This window comes from Lentibacillus sp. Marseille-P4043 (assembly GCF_900258515.1).
Taxonomy (GTDB): domain Bacteria; phylum Bacillota; class Bacilli; order Bacillales; family Amphibacillaceae; genus Lentibacillus_C.
Window position 1 is genome coordinate 3,688,170 of sequence record NZ_LT984884.1, and the last position, 13,878, is coordinate 3,702,047.

The following is a 13,878-nucleotide window of genomic DNA, read 5'->3' on the forward strand; positions in this document are numbered from 1 at the left end:
CTACTATTATATAATGATAAACTAGAACGAACAAAAATAGAATTAATTTCTATTTTTTCTTTGATATTTTGCGAAAAAAATATTGAACCTTAACCAATGTATTGCATTTACCCACCCATCATTTTTAACCCTCGTAATTAGGTTGCGCATGAATTTGAATGCGTCACCAAAGAGAACTTCATTACTGCGCAGTTTCTATCAACTGCGAAAAAAACGTCACCATCTATTTTTATAGATAGTGACGCGTTCAAAACGTTTATTCTTCTTCGGTCAATTTTTGTTCCATTTGTTCAAATTGTTGTTGTACTTCTTTTTCCGGATTAGTTGTCATTTTACTAACTACGAGGACAGCAATTAAACTGATAATGAATCCAGGTATAATTTCATAAAGGAAATCAGATAAACCTGGAATAGATAGCCAAATGATAACTGTCAAACCACCAGCAATCATTCCGGCAAGTGCACCCCATTTGGTCATGCGTTTCCAATAAAGGCTTAATAGTACAACAGGTCCAAACGCTGCACCAAATCCTGCCCAAGCGTTACCGACAAGACCTAGAATTGTATCATTCGGCGTATAAGCGAGAATCAAACTGATAACCGCAACAACTAATACAGCCAACCGACCGATTAAAACTAGCTCTTTGTCAGATGCTTTTTTCCGGAAAAATGTCCGGTAGAAATCCTCCGTAACCGCACTTGAAGTAACAAGTAGTTGTGAGGATACGGTACTCATAATCGCAGCGAGGACTGCTGCTAAAATAAATCCAGTTATATACGGATTGAATAATACATTTGCAAATACAATCAGAACTGTTTCAGGGTCGCCGAGTTGTCCAGGATGATCAGCAAAGTATGCCACACCTATTAGACCAACTGCCATTGCACCAATGATCGAGATAGCCATCCAACCAATTCCGATACGGCGCGCTGTCTTCAATTCTTTAACCGAACTGATTGCCATAAACCGTACAATAATATGGGGTTGTCCAAAATAACCAAGACCCCAAGCTAAAAATGATAGAATACCAAGAACAGAAGTGCCCTTGAAGAAATCAAGTAGCGAAGGATCAATGCGTTGAATATGATCCCATGCTTCCTGTGTTCCACCAACGTCTGTCAGTGCAACAATTGGAACCAAAATTAACGCAAGAAACATAATAATACCTTGCACAAAATCTGTCATACTAACTGCTAGGAAGCCGCCGAATAACGTATAGGCCACAATAACAGCAACAGTTAAAAATAGGCCAATTTTATAATCCAAACCAAATGCACTTTCAAATAGTTTACCACCTGAGACCATTCCGGCTGATGCATATAAAGCAAAAAAGATCAAAATAACAATACCGGAGACAAGTCTTAGCATATTAGATTTGTCATGAAATCTATTCTCTAAAAAATCAGGGATCGTAATCGAATCATTCGCAACTTCTGTATACGTTCTTAATCTAGGTGCCAACACAAGATAATTCACATACGCACCTACTGTCAGCCCAATCGCAAGCCATGCACTGGCAAACCCCGTTGCATACATTGCACCAGGAAGTGCCATAACCATCCAACCACTCATGTCAGATGCACCTGCTGATAAAGCTGTTACTGCTGGTCCTAATCCACGTCCGCCTAACATATAATCCGATAAATTAGATGTTTTTCGGTAGGACCAGTATCCAATTAATAGCATGCCAAGCATATAAATACCTAGCGAAATAAAAACTCCAAACTCCACCAAATCGCTCCTTCTAGTTTTTTGTTTGCTTTTTTGAAGGTTATACAGCTTCTAATCTATCAATCTCAAGCTACATACGAATAAGCAAAAGCAAAAAAACCGTCAACGGTTATACAAGTTAACATTCATCAGAGCGACATTCAAGCGAACCCATAAAATAGAAAAAACAGCAAAACAAGCCTATACACTACTATCACAGAAATGTATACGCTTGCAAAAAATATAAAAGAAGTAAGATTGCGAAAAGTTAATCAGGTGCTATTTGGTGGAATGTTATCTCCTTTGACAACACTAGCATTTATAAACAAAATTGATTTGAAAGTGCCTCAAAAAATGAAACTGATTTAACAATCAAACCAGTTTCATTAATGTTATTTCGATTGATCGTAATTTTTCTTACTTCTCCGTCTACCAATAAATTTTCGAACAATAGGATAGACGATTGGTCCATATTTAATTAGTCTTCTGATTAAGCGTCCGATTGCTAATCTCCTCCATTTCGGGTGAAAACTTCATTGTAGTTATCGTCCCTCAAAATGGAAAAAATAAACGTATATTGGTAAGGGGTAGTGAGACGCAAATTAATCCAATTCTTTCACTATAGCCCTACCTGTTTCTCGCCCAGTAAATAGGCAACCACCAACAAACGTCCCCTCTAACGAACGGTATCCGTGAACACCGCCACCGCCGAATCCAGAAACCTCTCCAGCCGCATAGAGCCCGGGTATCGCTACACCTGCATTATTCAATACTCTACCAGATAAATCTGTTTGTAATCCTCCTAATGTTTTACGGCTTAAAATATTTAGGCGAACAGCAATAAGCGGACCGTTTTTCCGATCTAAAATTTTGTGCGGAGCTGCAACGCGGATTAATTTATCACCAAGGTAGTTCCGCGCACCACGCATTGCTGTTACTTGTAGATCTTTTGTAAAGGCATTATCAATCTCCCTATCACGCGCCTGGATTTGCCGCTCGACATGCTCAGCCTTCAATCGTTTCTTTCCAATTAATTTATTCATCCCGATAACAAGGTTGTCGATATTGTCGGCTACAACAAAATCTTCACCCTTATCCATAAACGCCTGTACAGGGGATGATGCACCTGGCAATGCTCTACCAAGTACTTGTTTAATACTTTTCCCAGTTAAATCAGGATTTTGCTCAGATCCGGAAAGAGCAAATTCACGCTCAATTATTTTTTGTGTCAAAATGAACCATGAATAATCGTACCCGGTCTTTTGAATAGCTTCGAGTGTTCCTAATGTATCAAAACCCGGAAAATTAGGTGCAGGAAAACGATTCCCTTCTGCATCAAGCCAAATGGATGATGGTCCAGGAAGTATACGAATGCCGTGGTTAGGCCAAACAGGATTCCAATTTTTTATGCCCTCTGTATAGTGCCACATGCGATCACGGTTAACAATTCGTCCACCAGCAGCTTCTGTTATCGATAGCATGCGCCCGTCAACATGTGCAGGTACGCCAGAAATCATCTGTTTTGGTGGTTCCCCAAGTCGCTTTGGCCAATTTTGTCGGACTAAGTCTAGGTCTGCCCCAATGCCACCACTGGTAACAACAACCGCTTGTGCTTGATGTTCGAAATCATCTACCACTTTTCTGGAGCTTTTTTCTCCACGAGCAACTGTACTTGGTTCGAGAACAGAGCCACTCACACCAACAATGACACCATTATGCTTAAGCAAATGATCGACACGATGCCTTGGTTTATATGTAACAAGCCCGTTATCTATGTGTTTTCGGACACGCCGTTCAAATGGGGCTACAATTCCGGGACCTGTTCCCCAAACAATGTGAAACCGGGGCACAGAATTTCCGTGTCCTTCAGCAAGATAACCACCTCGTTCAGCCCAGCCAACTACTGGAAAAATACGCACTCCCATTTCATGTAACCAGGCGCGTTTTTCTCCGGCAGCAAAATCCACATACGCTTCCGCCCATTTTCGTCCCCAATAATCTTCGTCAGCTTCTCGATCGAAACCGGCTGTTCCAAGCCAATCCTGCCATGCCAAATCTTTTGAATCCTTTATCCCCATCCGGCGCTGTTCAGGTGAATCAACAAGAAATAATCCACCAAATGACCACCATGCCTGTCCGCCTAGTGAACTTTCGGGCTCTTGATCCAGTAGCAATACTTTTTTACCGCCATCCGCTATTTCCGCGGTTGCGACTAATCCAGCAAGTCCAGCTCCTACTACAATGACATCATATTCCACAGCAAACCTCTCCTTATATAGTACCAAGTTATGTTATTTCGTATCTGTAAGCATTGATTTGCTAAGGTTGCGTACAGACCGTTCTCCAGCTAATGCCATCGTTATGTCTAGATCAGCGACCATATTTTGCAAAACTTCTTTAACACCCTTTTCGCCCGCAGTTGCCAATCCATACATACACGGACGTCCAACAAGTACGGCTTTAGCCCCAAGTGCCAGTGCTTTGATGATATCTGATCCACGACGAATACCGCTGTCCATTAGTACGGGAATTTGATCTTGAACAACTTCTTTTACAAGTGGAAGTGCCTCCAAAGCGCCAAGAGCCCCATCCACTTGACGACCACCATGATTGGACACGATAATGCCATCAACACCATGATTAATCGCTAGTTTGGCATCATCAGGATGCAGAATTCCTTTTACCAAAATCGGCAGTTTCGTATGTTTTCGTAAAAAGGCTATGTCGTCCCATGTTAAACTCGCATTTCCAAATACTTGTGTCCAGTGCATAATAGCAGCAGTTGGATCTTCTTTTGGTGATTTCTCAAGTTTGGCACAAAAGGCTGGATCGGTCAGATAATTTCCAACGCCTTCTCCGATTAAAAAAGGTAAATATACGTTTTTCAAATCATATTCACGCCATGCCATCATTGGCGTATCCAATGTCACTACAATTGCCGAATATCCCGAAGCTTCTGCTCGCTTTAGGAAACTTGCTGTAACATCCGGATCCTTACTCCAATACAACTGAAACCAGCGTGGCGCATCTCCCATCACTTCAGCAATTTTCTCCATTGGTGCTGTAGATGCAGAACTTGCAATGAACGGAACGCCCATTTTGGCACATGCTCGTGCTGAACCTAAATCCCCTTCCTCATGAATGATCGACTGGACTCCGATTGGTGCATGTAAAACAGGGAAATTATATGTTTTACCGAATAATTCTACAGTCAAATCACGATCTTCTACATTCCGCAACATTCTCGGAACAATCTTCCAGCGATCAAACGCCTGGAGATTCGCCTTCATTGTTCTCTCTCCACCAGCACCACCAGCTACATAATAAAACGGGCCATCATCCAATGCTTCACGGGCGCTCTTCTCCCATTCCTCATAAACTACTGGAAGTCTATTCGGATTAGGATTTTGCATTGTTTGATACACACTAAATTGCACATCATTACCAAAATTAGACATAATGGTTTGTTCCCCTCTCCAACTGTTTTATGTTTATTTGTAATTAAATTATCTATTTACGACACATGCGTACCGTTTTCAACATGCTCATCCGGTCGCAAAAGTACAACATCGCCTTCACCTGGTACGCCACCAATAACCAGCACTTCTGATTTAAAACCCGCAATTCGCATTGGTGGAAAATTAACTACTCCAACCACCTGGCGACCAATCAATTGACTAGGTTCATACCTTTCTGTAATTTGGGCAGATGATTGTTTCATCCCAAGTTCACCAAAGTCGATTTCTAATTTTATCGCAGGTTTCCGTGCCTCCGGAAATGGTTCTGCTTTGATCACGGTACCGATTCGAATATCCAACTCCATAAAATCCTTAATTGTTGCCATAATTTGATCAAACCTCCGACTTTTTACTTATAATAATACATAAGTGATTTAGAATTATCAAATAATTTAATGTGTTAATAAAGTTGCGGGAAAATTACTAAATGTAACATCCCCGCTTCACATACGAATAATACCTTTTCTAGTATTTCTCGATCAACTTACTTTTTTTACGCCTGAAAAAAGCCTATCATAATCGGCATAGCTAGCAACAATACAGACAAACAAATTAACGTTAGAGAAGCTTTTTTAGATAACTTTTGTCTTCCCTTCCCCTTATACCAGCCAGAAAATTGTAATCTATGTCGGTATAAAACAAATAATAATGTATAAATTCCAATGGCACCAATCCACTGGTATTTTTGTGTTTCGGGATTTATTGCATAGACTTTACCTACAATCAACCACGCCACTCCACCGAGTAAAGCGAAGATGAAAATGATGCGTAATAACTCTAGTAAAACTCTCATACTTAGCACTCCGTTTCTAGCTTAACTGACTTTATTTCCTAGTAAATCTACTATTTTTTGCTAAAAGTATTTAACTTTATAAAATCAAGCAGAAAATTTTTATCCTCGGGAAAAGAAAGTTCCAATTCGTTTACTTCATCAAATGATTTCCATTCAATGGCATGGATTTGGTTGTCCGGATCTTGAATAATCGCTTCACCACCTTCATGTTTAACCTAGAAATAATGTACTTCGACCAAAGAACCAAACGCAGTGCTTTCTTTGACGAACAATGGTCTAACTACACTTACATCATAACCTGTTTCTTCTTATTTTATTTCTCTGATGCAACACGCTTCAAATGATTCATTTGATTTTTTACCACCAGATGGGATTGACCAAAGCTTTTTTTTACTGGGACTCCCCTGTTTCACCATAAGTATTTGACCTTTATCATTTACACAAACACCAGCAGAACCAAACCACTTTTCCATTCCCATTCTATTCCCCCTTACTTTACCGCCCGCAAATCCATTTCTAGCCGAATCATGTCCCTGCAAACAATACCATTTTCAATTATTTTCTCCGGATAGTTTTTTGTGAAAAAGTCCTTTAAAATTCCTACAATCCTAAAGCCGCATTTTTGGTAAAGTGCAAGCTGGCCAATGCTTGAATTTCCGGTTCCTATTTCTATTTTTGTAAAACCGCGTGTTCTTGCATTGTTTATCGCGTGTTTGACCAGCTTTTTCCCAATACCCCTACCTTGCTTTCCATACATAACTGCTATATTAGCTATTTCAACTGTCTCAGGATTTGTTTCGGTCGTTACATAAACTCCCATCATTACCTTTTCCATAATAGCTACATAACAATGCCCACTCGTTAGATATTCCTCTATCATTTTCCGTGATGGATCAGCCAAAAGTAATAAGTCCATTGGTGGTGTTTCATTTGATCTTAGTTTACGAATTTCCATGATGCACCTCCATTTAATAACATTCTATTTAACAAGTTAATTATCCTCTAATATGGTAGAATCTGAAATAAATCTGTGCGGGGGGGATTATCGTAATGACCGAAAAAGAAATGATTAACTTCATAAAATGTGCGCTGCCGGAATTAAAAATAAATCATATACAGCTCAATCAAACCGGATGGGACAACGACATTATCATTATTAATCAGAATATTGTTTTTCGTTTTCCGAGGAACAACAACATTGCTAGGAGTGTTCAAGGCGAGGCAAAGCTATTGAACGAATTAAATAAGGGTAACCCAGTTGTTGCAGTTCCCAATTATAAAATTCTATATGATGATAGCAACCAATTGAAATGTGTATATTATAAGTATATACGTGGTACTTCCTTGAAAGACTACGGACCGAGTAACCTGCAAAACAGGGCTAAAAACGCTAAAATATTGGGAGAATTTTTAAGTGAGTTACATCTTGTTAAAACACAGGGGGATAATTTCCTGTCAGTTCATAGCTATGATTACTGGAAAGATCTTTATACATCTGTAAAAAAGGACGTCTTCCCCTTTTTAAACAAAATACAGCGGCAAGACATCCGTGAAACTTTTTCGGAATTTCTGAATATATATTCGAAACAATCATTTCAAAAATCTATTATACATGGGGATCTTAGTTCATCAAACATTATCTATGACAACCAAAAAGGAATAATTAACGGAATTATTGACTTTACCGATGCACAAATTGGTGATCCAGCCTTTGATTTTGCGGGATTCTATTGGGATATTGGTCCAACTTTCACGAGAAATGTTTTGTCCTATTATAATGGCTCAGAATCTGTAGAATCGTTATATGATAGGGTTAAAAATTTTTATGGATTACAGCCTGGGTTTCATGAATTATTGCATGCAGTTCATAATGGAAAAGGTGTTAATTGGGATGTGGCATTGTCAAAGTTCTTTCAATTAAATAATGCAAGATAATTTACACCCTATCCAACCTTTTAAACAACTTTGGACAGAATCATCACCATGTATTATAATCAACAAAACTATTATATTTTCAAAGGGTGCTTCTAAATGAAAAATAATAAAATCCCGCTCATGGAAAAAAGTATCGCTTTGGTAGGTTTTATGGGAGTAGGAAAAACAACTGTCGGCAAATTGCTCGCCAGAAAACTAACCCGTACTTTTGTCGATATCGATGAAGAAATTGAAAAGGATTACCAAATACCAACAACAGAGATTTTTAATACAATCGGTGAAAAAGCATTTCGGGAAAAGGAAAAAGAAACCGTTATTTCTTATTCAACGCAAAAAAATAAAGTTATCTCGTTAGGTGGCGGTGCGTTCATGCAAAAGGAAATAAGAGATACATGTCTTGCAAACTGCATCGTCTTCCACTTGGACATTACTTGGGATTCGTGGAAAACCCGACTAGGTATGTTAGTGGATAGCCGCCCGGTTTTGCAAGGTAAGACTATGGAAGAAATTAAATCCTTATTTTATGAACGTAAAAATACATATGCTGATCATCACTCAAGGGTAATGACTGATGATTTTGATGAAGAGGAAGTTGCTGAATACATCATCAATACTTTACAGCTTGTCTAGCATAGGGTGCGAATTCAGGATTTTTAATCATAATAAAGAAGTGACTGTTTTATCTTACTAACAGTCACTTCTTTATTAACATTGTTGTAAATCCTCTTGTATAACTTGGGACAAATAACTTATCCCCATGTCCCAGCTTAAAATGTGCTATAAACGCCTTCACATTCTTCTCCTGTTGGTTCATAAAAACAGTGAAGCTTATACCTATCCACTAGGGGCTGACCATACCAAGTAGTTGGGCAATCGCCTGGTGGCCTAAAGTACCATAAGCTGTATTTAGCAGGCCAATACCTTTTTCCATTGATCACTTTGCGAGCTAAACGTCTTTCGCTTTCTCGTGGTCGTTGGTAGAAATACCCATGCGTGACAGCTTCAAATGCATGTGGTTGATAAACCATTTCCGGGATGGTTCGTACCTGTGTAAAATCAGAACAATTTACTCTTACTCGGTTTATTCCAACATTGCCAACGAGCAACATTCCGAGCTTTCCTTCCCCCTCAGCTTCTGCCCTAAGCAATCGTGCTAAAAGGTCGATATCCTTTTCTGTAGCCTTTACAACGGCCATATTTTCCCCTCCAGTTGTTGACGATCTGTACAATTACGTTATGATGATTAATTCCTTTTTATGGATTTAAATGTTATTAGCTAATTTATTACTGAATTTTTAAAAAATAATTAGTTCCAGACCCTTCATTAAGTCAAAGCTTTGAATACACAATATAGTCTATGGTCAATCCCCCAGAGAGTGCTATTCTTTAAAAAATTTATGACATTAAAAAGAGGGAGAACCTAAACAGATCCCCCCCTCATCATTAATCTAACTTCTGGTCAATTGTTCCTTCCACATAATCATCAGAGGCTTGTTCATGTGTTTCAGCAATTCCTTTTTCAAATTGTGTTTTTCCCTGATAATAGGATGGGTCATAATTTTTCTCGGCGATTTTGCTACTGTCTTTAGGATCAACCTTGTTTCGCTTTTTCGGCATGAAAGATTCCTCCATTCGTTAAACAGCTTCATTTTTATTATGAACAGAATGGGAATTAAAACTTATGACTATATTTACCAAAAGTATAGTCATATCCTAAGAGTAATACAGATAAGCATAGTAACACTGACCAAAAAGGCGATCATGAATTCTTCTCATTCCGCTCAATTCTTTTTCATTAATAAACCAGGCTTTAATTCTTTTCCCTGAATAACAATCGCTGTTAACCCTTGTCCTGCCACTGTTTCATGCCATTCCCCTTCTGACCAAAAGATGGCGTGACCCTTATGTACTTTAACAAACTCCCCGCTTTCACCACAAACCTCACCTTCCCCATCTAACACGAGTAATAATTGTGCTACAACAGCTTGATGATAGCCGATCACACCATTTTCATCTAGGTGCATGCATTCTATCATTACCGGGGCCTCCGTTTGTAAAATCTGATTCATAATAAAATCTGAATTAAATTTTGTAATCCTATTACCAGATTCTTTGGAGAATGTGAAAATTTCCATTTACGTTCCCCCTTAATCGTCTGGCCATTTCATCTTGTTTTTCTGTAATGATGGTGGACAAGCATAATTATACGCTTTAATTTTTTTGTTGATTTCCTTCACTAATTTACGTGATTGTTTACCTTCCTCTTTATTTAGTTTTTCTTTAAGTGCATCAATTTCCTTACTTAATTCAACCCACTTTGGAAGCACATGATTATCCTTTAATGTCTTGTTGAATTGTTTGTATGTACTGCTGAAATAATTATTATCCAGTTTTAGCGGTTTCCCTTTACCGGGCAAATCATCAAACTGTCCATCTTTTTCAGCCTGTCGAATGATGGACGATAAGTGATCCGTATATGCTAATCGTTCATCTATTTCGTTTTCCTGTTTGTTTGTATTCTTCTGGAAACCATCATCTTTATGCAACCTATCACCTACTTACAGGTATTTTATTAAGGCATTGGCAAGTAACGCCTCTTTATTATCATTACCAGGGAATGTAATGGTATGGTATCGTAATCGGTTTTGTATCTTCAATCTGTTCCTGTTACGTCAATCATGATCTTTTTGGTTATCATTCAACAAACTCTTCAACAGCTCTTTTAAATTCAACTGGATTTTCTGTATAAGGATGATGACCAGATTCAATTGTGCAAACTTTTTCCTTGGCCGCCTTTTTCAACATATAAACTAACACCATCACTTGTTATTACGTCCATGATCCCTCTCCAATCTATTTAAGTATGATCCGCTATTTTAGTTTATCTCTCCCAATTCAATCCGATTTCCATCAGGATCTAAAATTACTGCAATGGTTCCCCAATCAAATGCAAGCTGTTTATGTACAAAATTTACACCATTTTTTTCAAGTGTAGCAACTTCAGTTTCCAGTGAGTCAACATTGAATCTTAGCACGACTGGATTTTCGTTTCGTTCCTTCTCTTTTTCAGAACCAACTCCGCCCTTCTCAACCATTAAATAGCCGTTTGGAATGTTAAAGGTAGTCAGGATATCCTTTTGACTTCTAACTTCCAACATCAATACATCACGATAAAATTCCACACTTGCTTCGTATCGTTCAACAAATAAGATGACGCCGAATTCGTTGAAGTTCACGTAATTCTCCCCCCATCAATAATCCTTGTCTAAATCATCACCCATGAACGGTTTTATGTCATCATTATTATCATCACCATCGTAATTACGATATTTTTCCCTAATGATCTTCCCAACCTTAGAATTATCAATCCCATTTCTAACAGCAGCTTGAATAATGAGATAGAGAACAAATAAACCAATTATGTATAGTAGTAAATTTATAAATGCTCCCATTGCAAACAAAGGAACACCTCCATTTCTTTTATTATAACGGTTACACCACAACTATTCATTATATTCTAATAATACAACATATACCACACCAACTTAAATAGAAATATGTTGCTCAAACTGTGTCATGGGACCCCCATATCCCAAAACAACAGGGACAAGGTGCTGTCCCCTTGTCCCTTACATGTCGTGGTTTGCGTCGTTTTTTTGCCGTGAGTGGTTACGGTTTTTTACTTTGTGGGAACCATCAAGCGGTTCGCCATATGGTTGTTTCGGGCTTTTCGGCAAATTCGGTTGTTCCTGCTGTTTCGGTCCTTTTGGTTTTCCACTCATTACATTCTCCTCCTTTTCATCGATAGGATTAGTTTTTGGAGATATGTAAGATCTATTCGTGAAACCTGTTAAGAAGCAAGATGTTCTCCTTGCTTATGAATCGCCTTTTTGATTGTCTTGACATATGGTAAAAAGAAGCTAATAATCACTCCCGAAAACAATGCATTAATTAATGTTCCGATGCCAATAGCTCCATCGAAAAAATAAGCTAAAATTACTAGAACAATACTAATTAATGCGCGTGAGTATGTAACATTCCAGCCCGTCATTCTTGATACAACAAGCATGGAACGGTCCATTGGATTCGGAGCAAAATTTGATTGCAAATAAGCTGCGACACCCATTCCAATAAAAATAATACCTAACACTAAACAAATCGACTGACCAACCCATGTGCTAGGATCAACCAACTCTCCTAGACCAAACAACCAAGAGTCGATACCTACTCCGGTAACTAATGATGTTACTAAGGCGAGGTATTCTGGCCTTCTTTTTTCTGCTAATGCATTACCAATAACCATGGTTAATCCTACAACAATTTCCCAACTGCCAACCGTTAAACCGAACGTATGGTGTAAGCCGACAAGTAACGAGTCAAACGGGGAAGCACCTAATGTAGATTGGATCGTTAACGCAATACCAAGCGTTAAAATTATAATACCAACACAATAAAAATGAATTCCAGCACGAATCAGCCGCATACACATTGCTCCTCTCCACTATAGATATTAACAAATGAGCCAACGGAAAACCACCAACGCAATATTGTTTAATTGGACTAATTCCGATAAATTCACTATGCTTTATAATGTAACTAATTTTAATAAGAGGTGAAAAATTGTGTCAGATTTATTTAAACCTTTTCTAAAAAACAAGCGGCAACAGGATTTATTTGCCAAAGCAGATAAAATTGCAAAGCAAGTAAAGCAGCGAGTCCCTGAGGCGGAAAAAAATGCTACATTTCCATTAGAAAACCTAAACGATTTAAAACGGGAAAATTACGTATCGCTACCGCTTCCAAAAGAATATGGTGGGCAGGAAATATCACTTTACGAATTGATTCTCCTACAAGAAAGACTTGCAGCTGGCGACGGTTCAACGGCTTTATCTATTGGCTGGCATATGGGAATTGTCATGGAGTTAAGCGAACAGAATGTATGGTCTCAAGACAAATTTGCGATGATCGCAAAAGAAATCGGCGAAAATAAAAAAGTACTGAATCGGGTTGCGACTGAACCTGCAACCGGTAGTCCAACTCGTGGCGGTGTTCCGGAGACCCGTGCTGTTCGTGATGGTAATCATTACATTGTCAATGGCAGAAAGTCTTTTGCTACCATGGCTGATGTTTTGGATTATTATATTGTCTCCACTTACGTTGAAGATCAAGAAGCGGTTGGCTGGTTTTTAATTAGTAAAGAAACCTCTGGAGTACGTGTTGAACATACATGGGATACACTTGGAATGCGGGGAACAGGTAGTGATGATGTTATCTTTACAGATGTTAAGGTAACCGATGATTTATTAGTAGAACTGACTAGCGGCCCTAAAAAACCTTCACCAAAAGGCTGGTTATTGCATATTCCTGCTTGTTATTCAGGAATTGCGATTGCAGCACGTAATGAGGCGATCGCTTTTGCCAAAAGTTATCAGCCGAACAGCTTAGACACAACGATTTCAGAAGTGCCACATGTGAAACAAAAAATCGGCGAAATGGATTTGAAACTAATGCAAGCACGCCATTTCATGTATCATATTGCTGAAAAGTGGGATGAAAATCCAGAAGAACGAGATTCACTTGGTACCGAACTAGCTGCTGTCAAGACAGTTACAACAAATATTGCCAGTGAAGTGGTAGACTTGGCAATGCGGATCGCCGGTGGAAAAGGCCTCGCTAAAAGTAATCGGTTTGAGCAATATTACCGCGATGTCAGAGCAGGACTTCATAATCCACCAATGGATGACATGGTAATTCAAATGCTTGCCAATCAAGCATTGAAAGATGATTAACTTCATGTTTTCCGGTAAATTTGTTAGAAAGGCACTGGCATTCGCCCTCGTCCTTCATAGCAAGTGCTGAAGTTTTTCTTATACTTAAACAAAAACGTTTGGTTATGATGCTATAACCAAACGTTTTTGTAT

The 13,878-nt window shown here is 38.7% G+C and carries 18 protein-coding genes and 1 pseudogene; 3 read left to right on the plus strand and 16 right to left on the minus strand.

Features of this window, described 5'->3' with window-relative positions:
- Nucleotides 1-256: 256 nt before the first annotated feature.
- From putP to C8270_RS18345, 7 genes and pseudogenes are all read right to left on the minus strand, one after another.
- A complete protein-coding gene (putP, locus tag C8270_RS18315; RefSeq protein ID WP_158701774.1) occupies nt 257-1,732 on the minus strand; it encodes a sodium/proline symporter PutP in 1,476 nt (491 codons plus the stop codon).
- A 581-nt stretch (nt 1,733-2,313) separates the two neighbouring features.
- Nucleotides 2,314-3,969 carry an FAD-binding dehydrogenase gene (locus C8270_RS18320; RefSeq protein ID WP_106498222.1) on the minus strand — a complete coding sequence of 552 codons (1,656 nt, stop codon included), beginning with the start codon at nt 3,967-3,969 and terminating at the stop codon, nt 2,314-2,316.
- 33 nt (nt 3,970-4,002) lie between these two features.
- The gene (locus tag C8270_RS18325; RefSeq protein WP_106498223.1) at nt 4,003-5,169 is read right to left on the minus strand and encodes a lactate 2-monooxygenase; all 1,167 of its coding nucleotides are present in this window, start codon (nt 5,167-5,169) and stop codon (nt 4,003-4,005) included.
- Between the two features lie 56 nt (nt 5,170-5,225).
- Nucleotides 5,226-5,555 (minus strand): chaperone CsaA, encoded by a 330-nt coding sequence (gene csaA, locus C8270_RS18330; RefSeq protein ID WP_106498224.1) that lies wholly within the window; start codon nt 5,553-5,555, stop codon nt 5,226-5,228.
- Nucleotides 5,556-5,722: 167 nt separating this feature from the next.
- Entirely contained in the window at nt 5,723-6,022 is a 300-nt protein-coding gene (locus tag C8270_RS18335; protein ID WP_106498225.1) for a hypothetical protein, read from the minus strand.
- Between the two features lie 50 nt (nt 6,023-6,072).
- A pseudogene (locus C8270_RS18340) lies at nt 6,073-6,495 on the minus strand (NUDIX hydrolase).
- A 17-nt stretch (nt 6,496-6,512) separates the two neighbouring features.
- A complete protein-coding gene (locus C8270_RS18345; protein ID WP_106498226.1) occupies nt 6,513-6,977 on the minus strand; it encodes a GNAT family N-acetyltransferase in 465 nt (154 codons plus the stop codon).
- Between the two features lie 95 nt (nt 6,978-7,072).
- Here C8270_RS18345 and C8270_RS18350 point away from each other — a divergent pair, with 95 nt between their 5' ends.
- Together C8270_RS18350 and C8270_RS18355 are read left to right on the plus strand one after the other, a co-directional pair.
- Nucleotides 7,073-7,957: an aminoglycoside phosphotransferase family protein gene (locus C8270_RS18350; RefSeq protein WP_106498227.1), complete on the plus strand. Its 885-nt coding sequence runs from the start codon at nt 7,073-7,075 to the stop codon at nt 7,955-7,957.
- A 96-nt stretch (nt 7,958-8,053) separates the two neighbouring features.
- Complete coding sequence (locus C8270_RS18355) at nt 8,054-8,587, plus strand: shikimate kinase (RefSeq protein WP_106498228.1); 534 nt, start codon at nt 8,054-8,056, stop codon at nt 8,585-8,587.
- 137 nt (nt 8,588-8,724) lie between these two features.
- Here the strand turns inward: C8270_RS18355 and C8270_RS18360 are convergent, their stop codons facing one another.
- The 9 genes from C8270_RS18360 to C8270_RS18395 form a co-directional block, all read right to left on the minus strand.
- Complete coding sequence (locus tag C8270_RS18360) at nt 8,725-9,153, minus strand: cell wall hydrolase (protein ID WP_106498229.1); 429 nt, start codon at nt 9,151-9,153, stop codon at nt 8,725-8,727.
- 247 nt (nt 9,154-9,400) lie between these two features.
- Nucleotides 9,401-9,574, minus strand: coding sequence for a YozQ family protein (locus C8270_RS18365; protein WP_106498230.1), 174 nt, complete (start codon nt 9,572-9,574; stop codon nt 9,401-9,403).
- A 164-nt stretch (nt 9,575-9,738) separates the two neighbouring features.
- Entirely contained in the window at nt 9,739-10,092 is a 354-nt protein-coding gene (locus C8270_RS18370; protein ID WP_106498231.1) for a cupin, read from the minus strand.
- Between the two features lie 12 nt (nt 10,093-10,104).
- Nucleotides 10,105-10,503 carry a J-domain-containing protein gene (locus tag C8270_RS18375; protein WP_106498232.1) on the minus strand — a complete coding sequence of 133 codons (399 nt, stop codon included), beginning with the start codon at nt 10,501-10,503 and terminating at the stop codon, nt 10,105-10,107.
- A 148-nt stretch (nt 10,504-10,651) separates the two neighbouring features.
- Nucleotides 10,652-10,780 carry a hypothetical protein gene (locus C8270_RS20700; protein ID WP_267894850.1) on the minus strand — a complete coding sequence of 43 codons (129 nt, stop codon included), beginning with the start codon at nt 10,778-10,780 and terminating at the stop codon, nt 10,652-10,654.
- A gap of 53 nt (nt 10,781-10,833) precedes the next feature.
- Nucleotides 10,834-11,193 carry a VOC family protein gene (locus C8270_RS18380; RefSeq protein WP_106498233.1) on the minus strand — a complete coding sequence of 120 codons (360 nt, stop codon included), beginning with the start codon at nt 11,191-11,193 and terminating at the stop codon, nt 10,834-10,836.
- Nucleotides 11,194-11,208: 15 nt separating this feature from the next.
- Nucleotides 11,209-11,418 carry a hypothetical protein gene (locus tag C8270_RS18385; RefSeq protein WP_442785815.1) on the minus strand — a complete coding sequence of 70 codons (210 nt, stop codon included), beginning with the start codon at nt 11,416-11,418 and terminating at the stop codon, nt 11,209-11,211.
- 168 nt (nt 11,419-11,586) lie between these two features.
- Nucleotides 11,587-11,739: a small acid-soluble spore protein P gene (locus C8270_RS18390; protein WP_106498234.1), complete on the minus strand. Its 153-nt coding sequence runs from the start codon at nt 11,737-11,739 to the stop codon at nt 11,587-11,589.
- A gap of 68 nt (nt 11,740-11,807) precedes the next feature.
- Nucleotides 11,808-12,440 (minus strand): YczE/YyaS/YitT family protein, encoded by a 633-nt coding sequence (locus tag C8270_RS18395; protein ID WP_234028593.1) that lies wholly within the window; start codon nt 12,438-12,440, stop codon nt 11,808-11,810.
- Nucleotides 12,441-12,579: 139 nt separating this feature from the next.
- Between C8270_RS18395 and C8270_RS18400 the strand changes: the two genes are divergently transcribed.
- Complete coding sequence (locus C8270_RS18400; protein ID WP_106498236.1) at nt 12,580-13,746, plus strand: acyl-CoA dehydrogenase family protein; 1,167 nt, start codon at nt 12,580-12,582, stop codon at nt 13,744-13,746.
- Nucleotides 13,747-13,878: the final 132 nt, after the last annotated feature.

Coding starts and splice junctions, on each gene's coding strand:
- C8270_RS18345 (WP_106498226.1), bottom strand. CDS start 6,977: ATGGAAATTCGTAAACTAAGATCAAATGAAACACCACCAATGGACTTA.
- C8270_RS18390 (WP_106498234.1), bottom strand. CDS start 11,739: ATGAGTGGAAAACCAAAAGGACCGAAACAGCAGGAACAACCGAATTTG.
- C8270_RS18335 (WP_106498225.1), bottom strand. CDS start 6,022: ATGAGAGTTTTACTAGAGTTATTACGCATCATTTTCATCTTCGCTTTA.
- C8270_RS18370 (WP_106498231.1), bottom strand. CDS start 10,092: ATGGAAATTTTCACATTCTCCAAAGAATCTGGTAATAGGATTACAAAA.
- C8270_RS18350 (WP_106498227.1), top strand. CDS start 7,073: ATGACCGAAAAAGAAATGATTAACTTCATAAAATGTGCGCTGCCGGAA.
- C8270_RS18355 (WP_106498228.1), top strand. CDS start 8,054: ATGAAAAATAATAAAATCCCGCTCATGGAAAAAAGTATCGCTTTGGTA.
- C8270_RS18325 (WP_106498223.1), bottom strand. CDS start 5,169: ATGTCTAATTTTGGTAATGATGTGCAATTTAGTGTGTATCAAACAATG.
- C8270_RS18395 (WP_234028593.1), bottom strand. CDS start 12,440: ATGCGGCTGATTCGTGCTGGAATTCATTTTTATTGTGTTGGTATTATA.
- C8270_RS18365 (WP_106498230.1), bottom strand. CDS start 9,574: ATGCCGAAAAAGCGAAACAAGGTTGATCCTAAAGACAGTAGCAAAATC.
- csaA (WP_106498224.1), bottom strand. CDS start 5,555: ATGGCAACAATTAAGGATTTTATGGAGTTGGATATTCGAATCGGTACC.
- C8270_RS18360 (WP_106498229.1), bottom strand. CDS start 9,153: ATGGCCGTTGTAAAGGCTACAGAAAAGGATATCGACCTTTTAGCACGA.